This window comes from Heliomicrobium sulfidophilum, from assembly GCF_057715735.1.
In genome coordinates this window covers 1,666,622-1,685,209 of record NZ_JBVTZZ010000005.1, presented here as the reverse complement: position 1 = coordinate 1,685,209, position 18,588 = coordinate 1,666,622, and the positions used below count along the sequence as shown (strand labels likewise).

16 protein-coding genes, 1 pseudogene and 1 CRISPR repeat array are annotated in these 18,588 nt (G+C 49.9%); of the genes and pseudogenes, 5 read left to right on the top strand and 12 right to left on the bottom strand.

Annotated elements, in window-relative coordinates; all coding sequences use genetic code 11:
* Positions 1-57: 57 nt before the first annotated feature.
* Positions 58-1,557, bottom strand: a complete 1,500-nt coding sequence (locus tag AC0CW1_RS13720; RefSeq protein WP_488184160.1) for a tripartite tricarboxylate transporter permease — start codon at positions 1,555-1,557, stop codon at positions 58-60.
* A gap of 101 nt (positions 1,558-1,658) precedes the next feature.
* On the bottom strand, positions 1,659-2,300 hold the full coding sequence (locus tag AC0CW1_RS13715) for a tripartite tricarboxylate transporter TctB family protein (protein WP_488184159.1): 642 nt from the start codon (positions 2,298-2,300) through the stop codon (positions 1,659-1,661).
* Between the two features lie 267 nt (positions 2,301-2,567).
* Between AC0CW1_RS13715 and AC0CW1_RS13710 the strand changes: the two genes are divergently transcribed.
* A complete protein-coding gene (locus tag AC0CW1_RS13710) occupies positions 2,568-3,671 on the top strand; it encodes an HD-GYP domain-containing protein (protein WP_488183571.1) in 1,104 nt (367 codons plus the stop codon).
* Between the two features lie 132 nt (positions 3,672-3,803).
* Here AC0CW1_RS13710 and AC0CW1_RS13705 read toward each other — a convergent pair whose 3' ends face one another.
* From AC0CW1_RS13705 to AC0CW1_RS13690, 4 genes are all read right to left on the bottom strand, one after another.
* A complete protein-coding gene (locus tag AC0CW1_RS13705; RefSeq protein WP_012281200.1) occupies positions 3,804-4,328 on the bottom strand; it encodes a hypothetical protein in 525 nt (174 codons plus the stop codon).
* A gap of 178 nt (positions 4,329-4,506) precedes the next feature.
* Positions 4,507-5,022, bottom strand: a complete 516-nt coding sequence (locus AC0CW1_RS13700) for a DUF3794 domain-containing protein (protein WP_488183570.1) — start codon at positions 5,020-5,022, stop codon at positions 4,507-4,509.
* Positions 5,023-5,107: 85 nt separating this feature from the next.
* A complete protein-coding gene (locus AC0CW1_RS13695) occupies positions 5,108-5,875 on the bottom strand; it encodes a hypothetical protein (protein WP_488183569.1) in 768 nt (255 codons plus the stop codon).
* Positions 5,876-6,347: 472 nt separating this feature from the next.
* Positions 6,348-7,601, bottom strand: a complete 1,254-nt coding sequence (locus AC0CW1_RS13690; protein ID WP_488183568.1) for a glycosyltransferase — start codon at positions 7,599-7,601, stop codon at positions 6,348-6,350.
* A 168-nt stretch (positions 7,602-7,769) separates the two neighbouring features.
* Here AC0CW1_RS13690 and AC0CW1_RS13685 point away from each other — a divergent pair, with 168 nt between their 5' ends.
* From AC0CW1_RS13685 to AC0CW1_RS13670, 4 genes are all read left to right on the top strand, one after another.
* Complete coding sequence (locus AC0CW1_RS13685; protein WP_488183567.1) at positions 7,770-8,339, top strand: TetR/AcrR family transcriptional regulator; 570 nt, start codon at positions 7,770-7,772, stop codon at positions 8,337-8,339.
* Positions 8,340-8,579: 240 nt separating this feature from the next.
* Positions 8,580-9,140, top strand: coding sequence for a class I SAM-dependent methyltransferase (locus AC0CW1_RS13680; RefSeq protein ID WP_488183566.1), 561 nt, complete (start codon positions 8,580-8,582; stop codon positions 9,138-9,140).
* Positions 9,141-9,155: 15 nt separating this feature from the next.
* Positions 9,156-9,839 (top strand): response regulator transcription factor, encoded by a 684-nt coding sequence (locus AC0CW1_RS13675; protein WP_488183565.1) that lies wholly within the window; start codon positions 9,156-9,158, stop codon positions 9,837-9,839.
* Positions 9,836-10,906, top strand: a complete 1,071-nt coding sequence (locus AC0CW1_RS13670) for a sensor histidine kinase (protein ID WP_488183564.1) — start codon at positions 9,836-9,838, stop codon at positions 10,904-10,906. Before AC0CW1_RS13675 ends, AC0CW1_RS13670 begins: the two co-directional genes overlap by 4 nt.
* 398 nt (positions 10,907-11,304) lie before the next feature.
* Here AC0CW1_RS13670 and AC0CW1_RS13665 read toward each other — a convergent pair whose 3' ends face one another.
* The 6 genes and pseudogenes from AC0CW1_RS13665 to AC0CW1_RS13640 form a co-directional block, all read right to left on the bottom strand.
* On the bottom strand, positions 11,305-11,892 hold the full coding sequence (locus tag AC0CW1_RS13665) for a hypothetical protein (protein ID WP_488183563.1): 588 nt from the start codon (positions 11,890-11,892) through the stop codon (positions 11,305-11,307).
* 307 nt (positions 11,893-12,199) lie between these two features.
* Positions 12,200-12,976, bottom strand: coding sequence for a CRISPR-associated endoribonuclease Cas6 (gene cas6 / locus AC0CW1_RS13660; RefSeq protein WP_488183562.1), 777 nt, complete (start codon positions 12,974-12,976; stop codon positions 12,200-12,202).
* 286 nt (positions 12,977-13,262) lie between these two features.
* Positions 13,263-13,547 carry a hypothetical protein gene (locus AC0CW1_RS13655; protein ID WP_488183561.1) on the bottom strand — a complete coding sequence of 95 codons (285 nt, stop codon included), beginning with the start codon at positions 13,545-13,547 and terminating at the stop codon, positions 13,263-13,265.
* A 168-nt stretch (positions 13,548-13,715) separates the two neighbouring features.
* Positions 13,716-14,493: a CRISPR direct-repeat array (repeat unit 37 nt; unit sequence ATTTCAATTCCCTACGGGAATTATCGTCTTCTGATAC).
* 487 nt (positions 14,494-14,980) lie between these two features.
* Positions 14,981-15,748 (bottom strand): annotated as a pseudogene (locus AC0CW1_RS13650) (argininosuccinate synthase); the annotation flags it as partial.
* A 545-nt stretch (positions 15,749-16,293) separates the two neighbouring features.
* Positions 16,294-17,001, bottom strand: coding sequence for a hypothetical protein (locus AC0CW1_RS13645; RefSeq protein ID WP_488183560.1), 708 nt, complete (start codon positions 16,999-17,001; stop codon positions 16,294-16,296).
* Between the two features lie 271 nt (positions 17,002-17,272).
* Entirely contained in the window at positions 17,273-18,484 is a 1,212-nt protein-coding gene (locus AC0CW1_RS13640; RefSeq protein WP_488183559.1) for an argininosuccinate synthase, read from the bottom strand.
* Positions 18,485-18,588: the final 104 nt, after the last annotated feature.

Below are 18,588 nucleotides of genomic sequence, written 5' to 3'. Positions count from 1 at the left end.
CTGCGGTCGTTTTGGACTGTTGAGCGAAATGACAGCGATTCCGTCACCGTTGACCCCTCAACTTTCTTCAGAAATTGCCGGAGGCCCGCCGCCCATCTTCCTGTAGCGGCTATAGAGGGACAAGACGGTCAGCCCCAGGGCCAGCAACAGCAAGGCGACACTGATGGGCCTGTGCAGGAGGATGCCCAAGCCCCCCTCCCCCATGCTGAGGGTCTGTTTCAGCGACGTTTCCAACATGCCAGCGAGAACAGTCGTCAATATGAGGGGGGCGGCAGGCATTTCGAGCTTGCGCATCCACCAGCCGATGAGGCCGAACAACAAGGCGATCCAGACATCCATGAGTTTGTTGCGGACGCTGTAGGCGCCGATAAAAGAACAGACCAACACGACCGGGGCCAACAACGGGTAGGGAACGCGCACGAGCCGCGCCCAGATCCCGACCAGGGGCAGGTTGAGCACGACCAAGATGACGTTGCCGATGTACATGGAGGCGATGATCGCCCAAATCAGTTCAGCGTTCTTTTCAAAAAGGGTCGGCCCCGGCTGCAATCCGTACATCATGAACCCGCCGAGCAGCACCGCCAGGGCCGGCCCGGAGGGGATGCCGAAAGAAAACAGCGGGACAAAGCCGCCGCTGGTCGTGGCGTTGTTGGCTCCTTCCGGAGCGGCGACACCGGCTAGACTGCCCTGACCGAACTCCTCCGGCCTCTTCGCCAGGCGCTTTTCTGCATCATAGGCCACAAAAGCGGTCACGGCGGGGCTGCATCCCGGCAGGAGGCCGAGAAAAAAGCCGATGCCGGTGGAACGGAGCATGGTCGGCAAAGTTTGCCGGATATCGGCCCAGGTAGGCATCAGGCCGCTCAGCTTGGCCTTGTAGACCTGAAGGGCTGAACTTTCCACGTTGGAGAGGATTTCAGCGACAGCGAAGAGGCCGATAACGACGCTGACGAAGTCGATACCGGACATGAGATCCACCTGACCGAAGGTAAAGCGCGACACACCGGTAATGGGATCCATCCCCACCATGGCCACCAGAAAGCCGAGAAGCGCCGAGATCAGCCCCTTCACGATCGACCGTCCCGTCAGATTGACGACGACACTGAGGGCAAGGCACATGAGAGCCACATACTCCGGCGGTCCGAAGCGGAGCGCCCACGTGGCGAGGGTGGGAGCGAAAAAGGAGAGACCGAGCAAACTCAGTGTTCCGGCGAAAAATGATGAGATGGCCGCAATCACCAAGGCGGGTCCGGCCCGGCCTTGGCGCGCAAGCGCGTAGCCGTCCATGGCCGTCGGCACCGAAGAGACCTCCCCCGGGATGTTGACAAGGATGGCCGTAGTGGATCCGCCGTACATGGCGCCGTAGTAAATACCGCAGAGCATGATGATCGCCGGCGCCGGTTCGAGGATGAGCGTCAAGGGCAGCAGCATGGCGATGCCTGATGTGGGACCCAAACCTGGCAGCACCCCGACGAGCGTCCCCAACAGGCAGCCGACAAAAGCGAAGAACAGGTTGACAGGGGTCAGGGCGTCGGCAAAGCCGTGGAGCAGGGGTGTCATATATTCCAACGGCTCCGCCTCCTTAGAATCGGAAAAGACCTTTAGCGACTCCTTCGATCCAGTTACCTTGGTAATCCAATACATGGGTACAATCGATAGGATCAAAAGCCGATCCACCCGCCCGGCAGCGGCAAAGAGAGCAATTCGCGAAAGAGCACGACGGCGATCGCGCCGACGATCGCACCGTAGGATAGGCAGCACCACAGGGCATACCGACCAAACCGCCGAGTCAACAACGCCACCAGGCCTACCGTCGCGCTTCCAAAGCCCAAAAAGTCCATGGCCAGCATATAGAGCGCTACCGCCAGAAAGAGTTCCGCCACGGCAAGGAGTTCCCCTTTGGCAAAGAGAGGATCCAAAACGCTTGTTGCTGAACCAGACGAGGACGTATTCACGCTTGCCTTAGGATCGGGCAATGACTGTTGCCCCTTTGTCTTCAACCCACCATCTTGGCTAATTTGAGTCTGCCACTCGGGCGCCTCACCACGGACCGCCTCCACCACGGGACGGCTCTGCACCTGCCCCCTGCCGTGCCACCGCTCCCGCTCAGCCATAACCCATCTCAGCGAACGTACTATCTGTAAGACGGATAAGAAAGCGAGAGCCAGGCTGACCCACAGGGGCAAAACCCCCGGCCCCATGCCGGAGCCGACCACCCCCTGTGGCATTGTCATGGCCGAGATGGTGGCAACCATGGCCAACAGGAATATCGCCAGGCCTGATGCCAACTCAGCCTGCGCCATTTCTATCACCTACCAGTCCTTTCCACCTCAGGAGGTCTTGTTTGAGCCATATTTTTCAATCAATCCTTATGAGAACTCTAGCGAATTATTACGGAGAATTAGGGCAAAAAAGCTGGTTCCTTCATTAACGAAAGCCCTTCGCCGGCGCAATCGGCGAAGGGCTTTCCTCTAATTTCCACAGAAGCCAGAATTGGGACCCCGGTTCTATTCCTCTTTCTCCTTGCAGGGACTACAGTTATCTTAAATAAACATTTTGCAGGTGATGGCATGCGGATCGTATCGGTGAGCAATCTCAAGTCAGGAGATGTCCTGGCCAAAAACATATATGCCAGTGATGGACGAGTTCTGCTCAGCCAAGGGGTTGCCCTGACGAGCGGGTATATCGCCCGCATGGTGAACTTAGGGGTTTCCAAAGTCTATATTCAAGACAAACGCCTGGAAGACGTGACCATCGACGAGCCATTGACAGAGAAAACGCGAAACGCCGCCATCCAGATCATCGAAGACATCACTGACACGATCCCCGTCAAAAAGGACGGCCTGCTGACACTCAACGACGATGAACTGAACCGAATCAGCAACAAATTCAATTCAGGACGCTTTATCGGGGTGGTCAAAGATATCATCAGCGAGTTGATCGGCAAAATGGACATCATGGTCCACCTGGCCGATATGCGGGAACGATCTGACTTCCTCTTCACCCATTCCATCACCACGACCGTCCTATCGACGCTGTGCGGTCTCGGCATGGGGTTAAACCGCAAGCAATTGGACGAATTGGCGACAGGCTGCATGCTCCATGACATCGGCTTCACCGTCATCGATCCGGAACTGCTGCGCAAACCGATCAACGCCATCACCGCCGATGAAGCGGCCCTTTTTCGCAAACATAGCGCCGTCGGCCTGGCGATCATGAAAAAGCTGCCCGGCATTTCCATCCCGGCAGCCTATGTAGCAGGCCAGCACCATGAGTTGATGGACGGAACGGGTTTTCCGAACCGGCTGCGGGGCGAGCAGATTCACCTCTACTCGCGCATCCTGGCCGTATCTGATTTCTTCGACAACCTGATCACCGGCAAAGCCGGAAAAAGACTGCTCCCCCACCAAGCCTACGAGGTGGTCCTAGCCCAATCGGGCACGAAGTTCGACCACAATGTGGTCGCCTCCTTTGTCCGCCACATCGCCCTCTACCCGAACGGCAGCACCGTTTTGCTAACGACGAACGAAACGGGCATCGTCGTGGCCCAGACCGCCTCTCCCGCCCGACCGATCGTCCGCGTTTTCCGCAAACACACGGACGACAAGGTAGACTTCAAAGAGTATGACATGACAAAGGACTTGACTGTCTTTATCAAGGAGGTCATCGACTGAAGCCATGAGCAAGACAACAGCCCCATCGCCTCCTACAGGAGGGGATGGGGCTTGCTTTTTGCCGCAGATGGCTCACGGAAAATGGCGCAGCCTGTTCAATCAGCTCTGTAGCGTCGATGAGAGGGGTAACGGTTAGGGGCAGTTGCAGAAGGGGTTAGCGGCATTCACCGTCAGCACCTCTTCACGACCGACAACGATGCAGGCCTTGACGATCGCTTGCAGTTCCAAACCAACAACCAGCGCTTCCCCTACCACCGGCAACAGTTGGACCGGTTGAGAGACCACCGCTTCTAAGGCAATGTCATGCTTCTGAACAATGTCGCCCGGTTGGGCGCCAGGGCACTCGACAATTCCTTCAAAGGGGATCTCGATAAGGGGAATCGTGATCGGCAATACCACCCCGAGGATCGTGATCGTCACCGATACGGGAACGACACCCATGTTGACGACTTTTCCCGGCAGTACCGTGGTCGTCCGGATTTCCGGATTGCCCGTCGGGACGACTGTCACGTTCACGATATCGGCAAGGGCCGGCACTGTCGGCAGGGGAATTATTACGTCACCTGTTTCTTGCACACATTGCTGACAAAGCACCCGGAGCGACTTCAGGTTTTGCGGAAAAAAGGTCGCTTGTTGAATCTGGTTCACAAATGCCATTTGCGCATCCTCCTCTTGATTGTCTCTTTTCAGGATGTAGGTGAGATGTATCATCTCACCTATTTAAACGATATGGAAAAAAGCGCCAGTTCGATATTGTTTCCTCTGCTTTTTTATCTTTTTCCCAACAAAAAAAGGCCCGGCAACAGCCAAGCCCTTTTTCCTCGACACAAGGTGGTCATATTAACAAAAGGTTTCCGCCGCGTTGACCTTCAATATCCGCTCCGAAGCAACAACGAGGCAAAGATGCAACGCCACCTTCAGGATGAGGTGCAGCGTTAAGACGCCAATCCGTAAGTATCTGTACCGGATTGATGCTGAACCCTTCAATTTGCACGTCATGTTTCTGCACGATATCCCCAGGGCTGGCGCCTGGGCAATCAATCACGCCTTGAAAGGGGATCTCCAGCAGTTGAATGGCGACGATGTTGTCGACGAGCAGGCGGACCGGCACGACACCTTGGTTGATCACCTTGTTCGGCAATACAGTGACCGCCCGCAACTGCGGCGGGCCGACCCGTTCCAACCGCACCATTTGGTTGAGCTTTCCCGTCTGCACATCGAGGGTGACACCCGCCGGTGCCGGTACCATCAGATCGCCGATCTCTTGCACGAACTTTTGGCAGATCACCTTGGGCACCTTGATCCGCTGGTCAAAAAACCGGTCATCAATAAAGTCAAAGGAATGGGACACTGTGATCGGACTCCTCTCCACAGGCAATCTTCATTCTGCTTCAATATATGGGAGAGGCATCCCTGAGGTTCCTCTGCATCTGCTCTTAATCATGCCATTGGCCACAGTCCGGATCGCTTTCCTGATGAACAGGGATGGTGATGACTTCTTCTCTGGCGATGACCATCTTCACATCCAATATGGCTTTGAGGATCAAGTTCACCACATTGCCCGCTGTCCCTGTCGTCGAATTGGCCGGTACGGCAAAGACGCTCAGGGCGCTGATACAAACCTTTTCCTGAATGTCATCGTCCGGCTGGATGCCTTTGCATTCTAGAACCGTCTGAACAGGAATGCATATTTTCTTCTCAAAGCCTTTTCTCACATCAGGACATGGTGCCGGATCATTGTCCTTCACAATCAGTTTGACACAGATAATCCCTTCGTTGATGACCATATCGTTGATGATCTTCGGTTGCAGTTGAGGCTCTCCAAAGGGCTCAAGCTCGACAGATGCGGTCAATTGGCCTGTATGGGGATCCAGCCCCACACCCACTGGCGCCGGGATGGTCAGGTCGGCCACCTTTTTGACTTCTTTTTCCGCAACGACAACCATCGCCTTGATTCGCTTGCTTTTCGGCCTCGGTTGTGGTGGGCAAGGGTGGGGCGGGCAGTATTGGGACGGGTAGGACTCGGGATAATATGGATTCCCATGATGCGGGTAGGCAAGCCGGGGATGAGCCTGCTCCATCGATGGTGGCTGTCGAAGGGCATGCGAAGGGGCACAGACGCCCTTGTCCGCCGGCGACCCATCGCTGCTGACGGCGGTGCAGATTTTTTTGGGCGACTTGGCATAGTAGACGTTCTTATGCACCCATCATTCCTCCTTTCGCTTTGGACGATGATGGAAACTCCTCACTCGAGGGCTTATCTCATCGTTTTTCCACTTACAACCACTATATCGTTCCTTATCTGCGGCGGTGACTCGGTCAACAGCCCCGATTCCAGCGCATCGAGGGAGATCATGAGAAACTTCCGCTGTAATCCTCCTGTCACGGTAATGACCAATGCGGCGATGAATATTCCGCTCGAAAAAAGCATTTGCACAATGCCATTGTGCCAAGCGGTACCACGAAAATACACCTTTACCATGAGGGGCAACAGCGTTCCCATCGGCACAAGACAATCGCCATCATCGGCTCGGCCATGGAAGCAAGGCGGAGCCTGTTTGCACCGTGATCCACCAAAGGATCGAAAACTGCACCGCCTGGGAACTTAAAATCGAAATCGCCTGACCGGCGTACATGGTGAAAAAGAGGCTTTTTCCACGCTCTCGCCTTATCCACTTAGGCCTTCCTTTCCAGACAATCGACGATCACTTTGGCGCAATCGCGCGCCCCGTTTTCAGAGGCCATATGGGTTGCCAGCGCCTTTGCGCTAGCAACGACGTGATCGTTGTGGACAGAACGAATGGCCTCGGCCAGGTTGTCGGCAGTCAGCTTTTTGACGGGAATCGGCTTGGCGCCTACACCCAGATCATGGGCGCGATGGGCCCAGGCAAACTGATCGTTGGCAAAGGGAATAATGATGCTCGGCACACCGGCTTTGAATCCGGCTGCCGTTGTTCCGGCGCCGCCGTGATGACAGACGGCCGACACCCGTTCAAACAACCAGGAGTGGGGGATGCTGTCGACCGCGAATACATGGTCCGGCAGATCTGGCCATTCGCCCATGCCGCAGAGGATGCCGCGCCTGCCGCTTTTCGCGAGCGCTTCGATCACCAGCGTGGACATGGCGTCTTTCTCATCCCTATCAAAGACACTGCCGAAGCCGATATAGACCGGCTTTTCTCCGGCTTGCAAAAAACGCGTCAATGCCTCGGAAGGCTGATAGTCGGTAGGCTCCTCGACGAACCAATAGCCGCTTTGGTGAATGTGTGAATTCCAGTCGCTCGGTCGGGGGAAGACATAGTTGCTGCAGGAAATCACCGCAGGATGCCCCTTGTCGCTGTGACGCTCAAAAGGACAGCCAAATTGACGGGGCACTGCGCCAAACTGTTCTTTCCAAAAGCCTTTGACTGCGTCCTTCGAGGCCAACCACAGCATTCCTTGCAGCATCGAATAGCTGAAGGCGTTGATGATCCGGTTCGACTTCATCCGTCCATACATAACGACAGAGGTCTGCTCCCCTGTTTTGTGCATCGGGAAAGGCGAAGCGAGGACGGCAGGGATGCCTAGCTTTTCGGCGGCAAAGTACCCCATCGTCACCCCGGGGTGATAGACGATGCATTCGCTTCCCTCACAGGCGGAATAGAATTCCTGGGCCATGTAGATCCCATACTTTTTCATCTTGTTAAAGGCGAGCAGCATCTTCAGTGGATTGTCCGCCCCTTGGGCTTGCTTCAGCATCGCCTTGTCGACGTTGAGCGATTCAAAATCCGCCTGGATGGGATAAAAATCGATGCCGTAACTGCCTATGAAGCTTTCAAAACTCCGAATCCCTGTGATGCGCACGTCTTTTCCCAGTTTTTTCAGTTCCAAGGCCAGCGCAATATAGGGTTGAAAATCACCGCGAGAGCCGGAACAAAGAATTGTAATCATGTTTCCACGCTCCTCTTGTATTGACCAACAACGTGTTGTACATTGATAGTCTAGCGGCGTTGCACTGAAGCATCAACCAACAATGCCATGGCAAGTGTCGGATGTTCTGAAGACAAGAGATGAATCGACAACAAGAAGGGCTTCAAGCCATGTTCAGGAGTTGAAAAAATGAACAAACAACCGGAAGCGACGGCGCAGACCCGGCAAAACCTCATCGATGCCTTTTGGTCCCTCTACGGCGAAAAGAGAATCGAGAAGATCACCGTCAAAGAAATCACCGCGAGAGCCGGCTATAACCGGGGAACCTTTTACGAGTATTTCCAAGACGTCTATGATGTGCTGGAGCAAATTGAACAGTCGCTGATCCCGTCGATGGATGAATTGCCGCCCATCACCATGCAGCATCAACAAATGGGCATGCCCCTCGACCTGTTCCTGCATCTCTTTGAACAAAACAGCAAATACTACGCTGTTCTGCTGGGCGACAAGGGCGACCCGGCTTTTGCCAGCAAGCTGAAAAATGCGACAAAGCCTGCTATCAAGCAGGCTTTGGCTGAAACACATGATATTGACCCCATCGAACTCGACTTCATTCTGGAGTATGTACTTTCCGCCATGATCGGCATCATGAGTTACTGGTACCGGCGGGACAAAGTGCTGCCGGCAGAGGACTTGATTGCGCTCATGCATGATCTGATGGAGAACGGCGTGACGAGGCGGTTGTCAAGGTCACAATAGCATTGCCCCCTATGGTAGCGTGAAATGCTACCGTAGGGGGCGCTTTTTTTTGCTGTCGGCAAGTTGGGCAACGGGAGGACATGGAGTTCATAGGCGCTGACGGCCACGGCTTGTGGAAATTAGTGGTTACCCGTTCACTCATGAAACAGTCTTAAGAAATCTTAAGACTTTTTTAAGCGGTAGCTTAAGATTTGTATTTTATACTTTTGTACCATGATAGAAAACAGGAGGAAGTGTAAAATGGAAATTGCTAATTTTGTAAAACAATACGTTAAAAATCCGAGTACTGTAGGTGCTATAGCTCCCAGTTCTGAAAAATTAGCAAATAGTATGGTGGAGGATGTTAATTTTTTAAATGCAACCTGCATTATTGAATATGGACCAGGTACTAGGGTTTTTACAGAAAAAATATTGAACAAGAAGAAAGACAGTACTCTATTTATAGCTATAGAGTATAACAAAGATTTTTACGAAATATTAAAAGAGAAGTTTAAAAAAGAGAAAAACTTTATACTTATAAATGGTTCGGCAGAATATTTAAAAGAATATCTCAAGGAATACAGTATAAGTAAGGTTGACTATATAGTATCAGGACTTCCCTTTGCAAGCTTGCCTGATTATATGGGAAACAGTATACTAAAGGTTACAAAGGAAATTCTAATCGATGAGGGAGAATTTATTGCTTTTCAATATACACTATTTAAGACGAAGTTATTTAAATCCTATTTTAACGACATTAAGATAAGAAAAGTATTATTAAATTTACCACCAGCCTATGTTTTCAGATGCAAAAATAAGTAAAATAGGGTGATTGGTTTGAACGAGAAGATACTTATAGTAGACGACGATACTGAAATTAGAAAAGTTGTATCGATTTATTTGAAAAATGAAGGTTACGAAGTTGTAGAAGCAGAAGATGGATATATAGCTTTAGATATTATAAAAAAGGATTCTGTGGATTTAGTGCTTTTAGATATAATGATGCCTCAAATTAACGGAATAGAGCTTTGTAATGAAATAAGAAAAAGTTACATTATGCCAATTATTTTTCTATCAGCAAAAGAGGGGGAAATAGACAAAATATTAGGTCTGTCCTCAGGAGCAGAAGATTATATAACAAAGCCTTTCAGTCCAGTAGAATTAATCGCAAGGATAAAATCACAGCTTAGAAGATATAAAAGATATAATCAAACAACCTCCGATAAAAAAATCATGGAAATTGGAAACCTAAGAATAGATACGGAAAGAAGACAAGTTTTTATAGGAAAACAGGAAGTTGCACTTACTGCAAAAGAATTTGATATTTTAGAGCTTCTAATAAAAAACAAGGGTATTGTCATGAGCATACCTAAAATATATGAAACTGTATGGGGAGAGGAATTTTTTAAATCTGACAATACAGTTATGGTTCACATCACTAATATAAGACAAAAGATAGAAGATGATCCTAAAAACCCTATATATATAAAAACCGTTTGGGGAGTGGGTTATAAGATATGAGAAATTTTATTGGAGGCAAATTAAGTGTTAAGTTATTTATTACAATAGTAATTAGCTTTTTCTTAGCACTTTTTTTCGCTATAGTATTTGGAAGATACACAGTTTATAGGTATGTATTAAGTCATCAAGATAATTTAGATGTAGCCATTTATAATATTTTAGTTGGATCAATGTTTATTGTGGGAATTGTGACTTTTGTAATATCTTTTTATTTAATGATACACAAAGAGATACAATATATAAAATATATATCAAAAAAGGTTGAAGAGATATCAAAAGGAAACATAGGATATACTATAGAGGTTAAAGGTAAAGACGAAGTTGCTGAACTTTGTAAAAGTATTAATAGTATGTCTTTAGAATTAAAAGAGAAATTTGATAGAGAAAGAGAAAATGAAAAAATAAAAAATGATTTGATAACTAATATTTCTCATGATTTAAGAACTCCCCTTACATCACTTATAGGCTATATAGAAATCATAAAAAATAAACAATATAAGGATGAAAAGATCATGGAGGAATATATAAAATCATCTTACAATACATCAGTAAAAATGAAAAAATTAATTAATGAGCTTTTTGAATACACAAAGCTTTGTGATTTGGATTTTAAATTAAATAAAGAAAAAATAAATTTATCTCCAATTATTTCTCAAATAACAGGAGAATATATACCCTTATTTGAACAAAATGATTTAATATTAGAACTAAAAAACGAATATGAAGAACTTAATGTAAACATTGATGTAGATAGATTTATAAGAGTCTTGGATAATCTTTTATTTAATGCTTTGAAATATGCATATAGTCAGTCCGTTGTTTTAGTTCAAACCAAAAAGGTGGAAGGAAAAATTAAAATAACAGTCCAAAACAAGGGGGATAATATACCTAAAGAGGAGTTAGATAAAATATTTGATAAGTTCTATAAAATTGATAAATCAAGAAAAAATAGTTTAAATGGAAGTGGTATAGGACTGTCTATAGCAAAAAAGATAGTGGAACTACACGGAGGGAAGATCTGGGTTGAGTGCGAAAAAAATAATATAAGTTTTAATGTTTTAATTTGAAATATTAAACAAATTTAAAGACTTACTCAATTGTAGGTCTTATTTTTATCCCCAAAATGAAATTAAGAAAGGACCTTGCAGAGTCACATCCATCCGCGGGCTTTTGCCTGAAGTGCCACCGTGAGATACGGAGAGTCATTCGCCAATGCACGAACTGCATATTACCCTCGGAACAAGGGGATGGAAGGCCCTTTATGGACCTGATGCCTCATCGCGCAAACGTGGCTTACTATCCCCATTACATACACTTGGTGAACGTAGGCGACAATTTGATAAGCATCCTGTCAGGGTATAGGGATCATGAGCGCGACAGAATCCTAACGGCGGACTATCTTGGAGTGGGAAGACCGTCTACCGACGAAGGTCATGACCCGGTAGCAGAAGAGTATGCCGCCGAATTATTCCCAGCAACGCTCGAAGGTCTCGCAAAGGCTGGCGGTGGTAAAAGGCGTCGCTCGCCATTCCAGGTATCTGTAGCGAGAATGGGACAGGGTTGCGTCAAAGCCGTAGACGCGGACTTTCCGACTACTCTCTGTGGTGGCCCAGGCGAAACCGAGATCGACTTGAACTTGTTGGCCCATGGGCGGGTCCACGACGGCCTGGTATTGGCGCTCATGATGGCGCGGTTTCGGCAGACCGTGCTTTTGCGGCAGTTTGCTCAGAAACCGACGCAATGTCCGTTCGCTTTCCCGGTACTCGGCGTAATGTTGTTTTAGCCGGTCGTGAATCTGGGCTGCGCTGAGATCGGGGTGTTCCGTTAACCAATGAACGAGGATGTCGGTGTAGGGATCGTGCTTGTTTTTCCGCGTCGTGGCTGCTGACCGGCAGCTTGTGAAATCATCCGGGGTCATTCGCCAATACTTCCGCACGGTCTTGATATTCACGTCGAGAAAACGGGCCACCTGGGAAGGCTTCAGTCCGTGATCTTTTTGGTTGCAACCAACTGCGCACCCCTCCACCGCGCGGTAGTAAAAGTTTCGCGACAAAACAATACTTCCGCCACGGCGGAAACGGAGAGGTATTCACGCGTTTCGGTATCCAATAGAAATGGCCTCTTTCATTGATACTCAATACTCAGGGAAATATGTAGACGTAAAAATCCCTGCCCTGTTATCAGATTGCCATTTCCCATGGTTTTGAATACACCGACTTGCCGGGGTTAACTCACCTGGAGCAAAGCCCTTGGAAGATTCTTTTTTAACGACCGATGAATGTTGACATCAAGGGCTTCGGTTACAGGCTACCCATTCCCAAGGGGAATTGAATCATCGTTATCCGCGTGAATTACAGGCTTTACCGGAAGGCACTCACCGGCCGATCGGCCCGCTTTGCACATTCTTGATTGGTCACAACAATGCGCGTCTCCCCCATGCCCATGGTGCTCTTATAGCCCACGCCGCTGTATTCAGCAAAGCGCGCCAGCGCATTGAAGAGGATGGGACTGACGGGATTCATCGTGGCGAATTCAAAGACCACATCGCCAGCAAAACCGATGATCTTGTAACGATCAAACTGGTAGAGATCAGTGCGGATATTGTGCTTGCGGATTCGGATCGCCGCAAATTCATCCGCCAGGGTTTCTGGAAAGGGCAATGGACTGTATTGGTTCCAGCGGCGAAGGAGGCTGCCGAAAACCAATTCCGGAATGGGTAGTACCACCTGGGTACCCCGCTGTCGAAAACTGGTCGGCGTGAGAAAGCGAAAATGAATCGGGTTCCGACACTCCGATTCCGTGTACAACTCCTCATAGGTTTTTTTCATAATCCGGATATTGCGGATAACAAGGGGCGCGTTTCCAATCCGGACCGCCCTCCCCTCCCATTCAACCGCCGCCCGGTCGATCACCTCGCTCAGTCGTTGATCCAGTGAGCGGATGGTGAACCGCCATCGGCGGCCTTCGTTTTGTCCAGTCCCCTCTTTTGGGGAGGTCGACGGATCATCGGGAGGAGTGTTCAAGACTGGACGCTGTGCGACGCTTCGCAGCGTCGAGATGGAAAACGGTTTTCCTTCTTGAGCGTGGATCGCCGTCGCCAAGTCAGGGTTGGCGCTTTTGAGCAGTTCGAAAAACATGCCGTGAAGTTTTTCTCCGCCTTCTTCCCAGATTGTTGTTGTTGCGGCGCTTCCAGTTCGAAAATCGCGTTGAGAAGCAATTTGTCATCTCCTTTCTTTATCAGACTGTTCGGTGGTTGTGCTGCACGTTTTCGGTCAATCGTTTATGACGGTTCGGAGATTAGATCTTACACCCTACAAACAGAAACGATGCCTGCTTTCCATTCTCGACATCGTTTGTGGAATCATAACCATTTGTTTTTTCTTATTCTATCGGATGGTGGAGGACTGCCACCCTCTTCACACTTCACACACGGCGTCGGGAAAGGGAGCGTAATTTTACTTCATGTTCTCCAATAATGGCTGTAATAGACCGTTGGTCTTCCAGCACATCGTCTATCTTTTGATTAATCGTTTTGAGCGTCCCCTTTATATCATCTTCCTGGCTCCGTTCCAGGCGATCAAATCGACGACTCATTTCTTGCTTGAGTAAATTTATTTCACCGCGTATTTCGCTTTCAAGACGCTGCTGCCCATCTTTTAACTCCCGTAGTTCCTGAAGCACGAGGTTTTGGAACGCGTTATCGTTCACAGAGAGCCCCCCTAAGGCATTTAAACTGTTCGGCTGTTTCATGTATATCATGTTTAGTTAATCGAACTTACCCTTACACTGAGCCTGTTAAAAATAACATGTAACCAAATGAATAATTGTTTCCTGTCTCCGTTATGCACACCTGACGGACCCCGTCCATCCTTATTCATCTCGATTCCCTGCGGGAATTATCGTCTTCTGATACGGGCGCATCCTGGGCATTGACAAATGGGGCAGGACGTATTTATTTCAATTCCCTACGGGAATTATCGTCTTCTGATACTTCCAAGAGACAGGCTGCTCCGTGATCTTGGCGGGTAATTTCAATTCCCTACGGGAATTATCGTCTTCTGATACGTTGGCATCTACCAGCATCAGCGCCTCATCATGAAATTTCAATTCCCTACGGGAATTATCGTCTTCTGATACCGAGTGCGATACAACGGAGTGATGGGCACGGTGCGGTTCGTATTTCAATTCCCTACGGGAATTATCGTCTTCTGATACGCGAAGAAAGAGTCGCGGAAAAGCGACCTTATCGGGATTTCAATTCCCTACGGGAATTATCGTCTTCTGATACTCGACACGGCAATTGCCAACCTCCGCGCTGAGATATTTCAATTCCCTACGGGAATTATCGTCTTCTGATACGCCGGCGAACAGTGGCAAAAACGGAATCTGTGACTTTTCATTTCAATTCCCTACGGGAATTATCGTCTTCTGATACTCCGAATCCGCTTGCGCTCACTCGCACCGCCAGGATTTCAATTCCCTACGGGAATTATCGTCTTCTGATACTTGGAGGGCGCCTACGCGCCTTTTGCTGCCAACAATTTCAATTCCCTACGGGAATTATCGTCTTCTGATACCCCCGGCCATAGGGCGGGTTCATCCAGCAGGCGCCAACCCATTTCAATTCCCTACGGGAATTATCGTCTTCTGATACGGCGCGCCTTTCTAGCCCTTATCCCATAAGCCTTCCCGACCTCGTTTGCGAGCGAGTCCAATTTAAGCCCACAACTCATTGACCTTTCACCGCCTTAATCCCCGCAAACCCTTGATTTCATTGGATCGAGCGACACCAGGGTTTTCTACCGACCTGCGTCGCTCGCGAGAAGATCTCCGATCAGCCCCTATCAGGAAGACCTATCGTCGTAGCATTCCCGCTAAACATGCTCCCCTATCGATGTGACCAATTCACTCAAATTTACAGCAGTCATCCACCTGGGCCATCGCAGTGATACGCAAACCGACGAAAGAGGGAACCCCGACCGGCTTTTTATCTCTTCTACAGAATCTTCCACGATTCCTGCTTCCGCCTACGCAAAGCCGTATTGCCTGAGCCATCGAAAGAAAAACAGGCTAGAGAGCATTTGTCCCATAGCCTGTTTTTCTTGAAAAACGTTCGGATTTAGGAGCGCAAGCTCTCCAGCCTACCCCCGCAGCCCCGCCTTCTGCTCCATGATCGCACGCACCTTCAGCGGCAGTCCGAAGAGGTTGATGAAGCCTTCGGCGTCTTTCTGGTTGTAGACTTCATCGCGGCCGAAGGTGGAGAATTCCTCGTTGTAGAGGGAGTAGGGCGACTTGGCGCCGGCGGGGGTGGCGCTGCCCTTGTAGAGCTTCATGCGCACGGTGCCGGTGACGGTTTCCTGGGTCACGTTGACGAAGGCGTCGAGGGCTTCTCTGAGGGGGTGGTACCAGACGCCGTCATAGACGAGTTCGACGTAGCGGAGGGCGACCTGCTCCTTGTAGTGCATGGTGGCCCGGTCGAGGCAGAGGTACTCCAGTTCGCGGTGGGCGGCGTAGAGGACGGTGCCGACCGGGGTTTCGAAGACACCGCGGGACTTCATGCCGACGAGGCGGTTTTCCACCATGTCGCAGATGCCCACGCCATGGGCGGCGGCGATGGCGTTCAGTTTTTCGATCACCTCGACGGGGCCGAGGGCCTCGCCGTTCAGTTTGTCAGGAATGCCCTTTTCAAACTCCAGTTCGACGTACTCCGGCTTGTCCGGCGCTTGTTCGGGCGCGGTGCAGATCATGAAGAGATCGTTCTGGGGCTCGTTCCAGGGATCTTCCAGGTCGGCCCCTTCGTGGCTCAGGTGCCAGAGGTTGCGGTCCATCGAGTAGGGACGGTCTTTTTTGACGGGCACGGGGATGTTGCGGGCGTTGGAGTCGATGGCATCTTCGCGGGAGCGGATTTCGGTGAACAGGCTGTAGAGATTGGCGCGCAAATCGCCCGGCTTGACCGAACTTGGATGCGGTAAGGTTCCAGAAGGTGTTTAGGGGGCAAAGTAAAAAGGCCAGGCAACGGAAAGCCGTCCCTGGTCTTCGTACATTTCTGCCATACCTCGGGCATTCCCTTGCCGGATGTGAAGTCGGTGAGGGGGTAGGTTTTGGGGTTGGGCGATGGTTGGAAATGCAAGTTGAGTACCTCCGAGATTGCATTTTTTGTCATCGGAAATGGCTGCTATAAAGAGCCTTACCTTTTAACTTCGTGGACAGTACTCGTGCAATATCCAGATTCCATAGTTTTACCTGTAAATACAGCGACTGGAATCAACATTCTCAGCCTATAACAAATTATTCTTGATAGTTATTTGAAGACCTTCTGGATATTTGATTGCACTTCTCGATCAAAGGTTACGAGTAGCCAAATCCTATAACCGGAATGATTGCAAACGTAGTTCTTTCTAGCAATAATATACATAATTGGGTCAGTGACCAAACCGAAATACCGGACTTCAATTCATACAGCCTCATGATCAAATATTGTCATTTCGCCCGTCTGCGGACATTTGTAAATCAAACGTTTTGAAAGCCCGTGTAAAGCATGAGCGATTTTGAGGTACATCCAAATCGGGGCTTTGCCCGTAAGGATTACCTCGTTCCCTTCTCCAACCATATGCTTAGCCTTATCTATATAATCGGAAAGTTCATCCACACGGGCAATTTCGGAATAAAATAGACTTAAATCTATTGTTATACGGTCGCCATAAAATACGCGCTCGCCTATTTCTCGTAGTAAAACCTCAATTTTTGCTACTAGGTTAACTGTATCTTTGTTAACCGAACTAGCGTCTCTTGCATCAATATTCATTCCACAATGAGCAACATCATTACGAAGAGTTTGCACTTCATTCCACAATTTTGCGATTTCTTTATCAAAATTTATAAACGGTAATGGGTTTCTTTGCTCTGTTAATTCACAATGTCTTGTTTCGGCACTTTTCTTTTCGTTCTTCTGTTTATTCGCCATCCAACCCAAACATTGTTCGTAAGGGTCTCGTTCTCTTTTGTCGAACCACTTCCATTCATTTGTACTTTTTTGGGGATTACTTAACATAAGCCAACTTACTAACCACTCACGACTTTGTGTGATTGCTTGGACAATCAGTCCTTTATCGACACAAAACTTAATAATATTTAGTTGGGCGCTTAGATTGTCTTGATTCACTCAAAAATTGCAGCGGTTATCTATAAGTCAGGCCATTCCTATAATATCTAAACGACGAAAAGGAGTCCCGACTAGGTTTTTTATCCTTTCTACAGATTCTTTCACAATTCCTGCTTACGCCTAAGCAAAACCGTAATGCCAGAGCTAACGATAGAAAAACAGGCTAAGGAGCGATTTGTTCCCTAGCCTGTTTTTATTAAAAACATACGGATTTACAAAACTATCCGTTCTTTCCGTTGCTAATAACACTATTAAACGTAAGCTTTCTAGGTTACCCCCGCAACCCCGCCTTCTGCTCCATGATCGCCCGCACCTTCAGCGGCAGGCCGAAGAGGTTGATGAAGCCTTCAGCATCCTTCTGGTTGTAGACTTCGTCGCGGCCGAAGGTGGAGAATTCCTCGTTGTAGAGGGAGTAGGGCGACTTGGCGCCGGCGGGGGTGGCACTGCCCTTGTAGAGCTTCATGCGCACCGTGCCGGTGACGGTTTCCTGGGTCACGTTGACGAAGGCGTCGAGGGCTTCTCTGAGGGGATGGTACCAGACGCCGTCATAGACGAGTTCGGCGTAGCGGAGGGCGACCTGCTCCTTGTAGTGCATGGTGGCCCGGTCAAGGCAGAGGTACTCCAGTTCGCGGTGGGCGGCGTAGAGGACAGTGCCGGCCGGGGTTTCGTAGACGCCGCGGGACTTCATGCCGACGAGGCGGTTTTCCACCATGTCGCAGATGCCCACGCCATGGGCGGCGGCGATGGCGTTCAGCTTTTCGATCATCTCGACGGGGCCGAGAGCCTCGCCGTTCAGCTTGACGGGGATGCCCTTTTCAAACTCGATTTCCACGTACTCCGGCTTGTCCGGCGCTTGTTCGGGGGCGGTGCAGATCATAAAGAGGTCGTTCTGGGGCTCGTTCCAGGGATCTTCCAGGTCGGCCCCTTCGTGGCTCAGGTGCCAGAGGTTGCGGTCCATCGAATAGGGGCGGTCTTTTTTGACGGGCACGGGGATGTTGCGGGCGTTGGCGTAGTCGATGGCGTCTTCGCGGGAGCGGATGTCCCATTCGCGCCAGGGGGCGACGATCTTGAGGTCAGGGGCCAGGGCTTTGACGGTCAGCTCAAAGCGGACCTGGTCGTTGCCCTTGCCGGTGGCGCCGTGGGCGATGGCTTCGGCCCCTTCGGCGCGGGCGATCTCGACGAGGCGCTTGGCGATCAGGGGACGGGCGAAGGAGGTGCCGAGGAGGTATTTGCCTTCATAGACGGCGCCTGCTTTCAGAGTCGGCCAGATGAAGCCGGTGACGAACTCTTCTTTCACGTCTTCGATGTAGAGCTTGGTGGCGCCCGTTTTGATCGCTTTTTCGTTCAGGGGGGCCAGTTCTTCCCCTTGGCCCAGGTCGGCGGCCATGGCGATGACTTCGTAGCCGTAGTTTTCTTTCAGCCAGGGGATGATGATCGATGTATCAAGGCCGCCCGAGTAGGCCAGGACGATTTTCTTGGACATTGAAACGATCTCCTCTCATGTATCCGCGTCAGTTTCATCTTGTAGTTTCGTCATGATGGGTTGGATTTTCAAGCGTTTGGACTTTATGCGTTTGGCTCTTTAAG

Excerpts from the sequence above, each read along its gene's own strand:
- AC0CW1_RS13680 (WP_488183566.1), top strand. The coding sequence starts at position 8,580 with ATGGAAATTGCTAATTTTGTAAAACAATACGTTAAAAATCCGAGTACT.
- cas6 (WP_488183562.1), bottom strand. The coding sequence starts at position 12,976 with ATGTTTTTCGAACTGCTCAAAAGCGCCAACCCTGACTTGGCGACGGCG.
- AC0CW1_RS13715 (WP_488184159.1), bottom strand. The coding sequence starts at position 2,300 with ATGGCGCAGGCTGAGTTGGCATCAGGCCTGGCGATATTCCTGTTGGCC.
- AC0CW1_RS13685 (WP_488183567.1), top strand. The coding sequence starts at position 7,770 with ATGAACAAACAACCGGAAGCGACGGCGCAGACCCGGCAAAACCTCATC.
- AC0CW1_RS13705 (WP_012281200.1), bottom strand. The coding sequence starts at position 4,328 with ATGGCATTTGTGAACCAGATTCAACAAGCGACCTTTTTTCCGCAAAAC.
- AC0CW1_RS13710 (WP_488183571.1), top strand. The coding sequence starts at position 2,568 with ATGCGGATCGTATCGGTGAGCAATCTCAAGTCAGGAGATGTCCTGGCC.
- AC0CW1_RS13670 (WP_488183564.1), top strand. The coding sequence starts at position 9,836 with ATGAGAAATTTTATTGGAGGCAAATTAAGTGTTAAGTTATTTATTACA.
- AC0CW1_RS13690 (WP_488183568.1), bottom strand. The coding sequence starts at position 7,601 with ATGATTACAATTCTTTGTTCCGGCTCTCGCGGTGATTTTCAACCCTAT.
- AC0CW1_RS13640 (WP_488183559.1), bottom strand. The coding sequence starts at position 18,484 with ATGTCCAAGAAAATCGTCCTGGCCTACTCGGGCGGCCTTGATACATCG.
- AC0CW1_RS13720 (WP_488184160.1), bottom strand. The coding sequence starts at position 1,557 with ATGACACCCCTGCTCCACGGCTTTGCCGACGCCCTGACCCCTGTCAAC.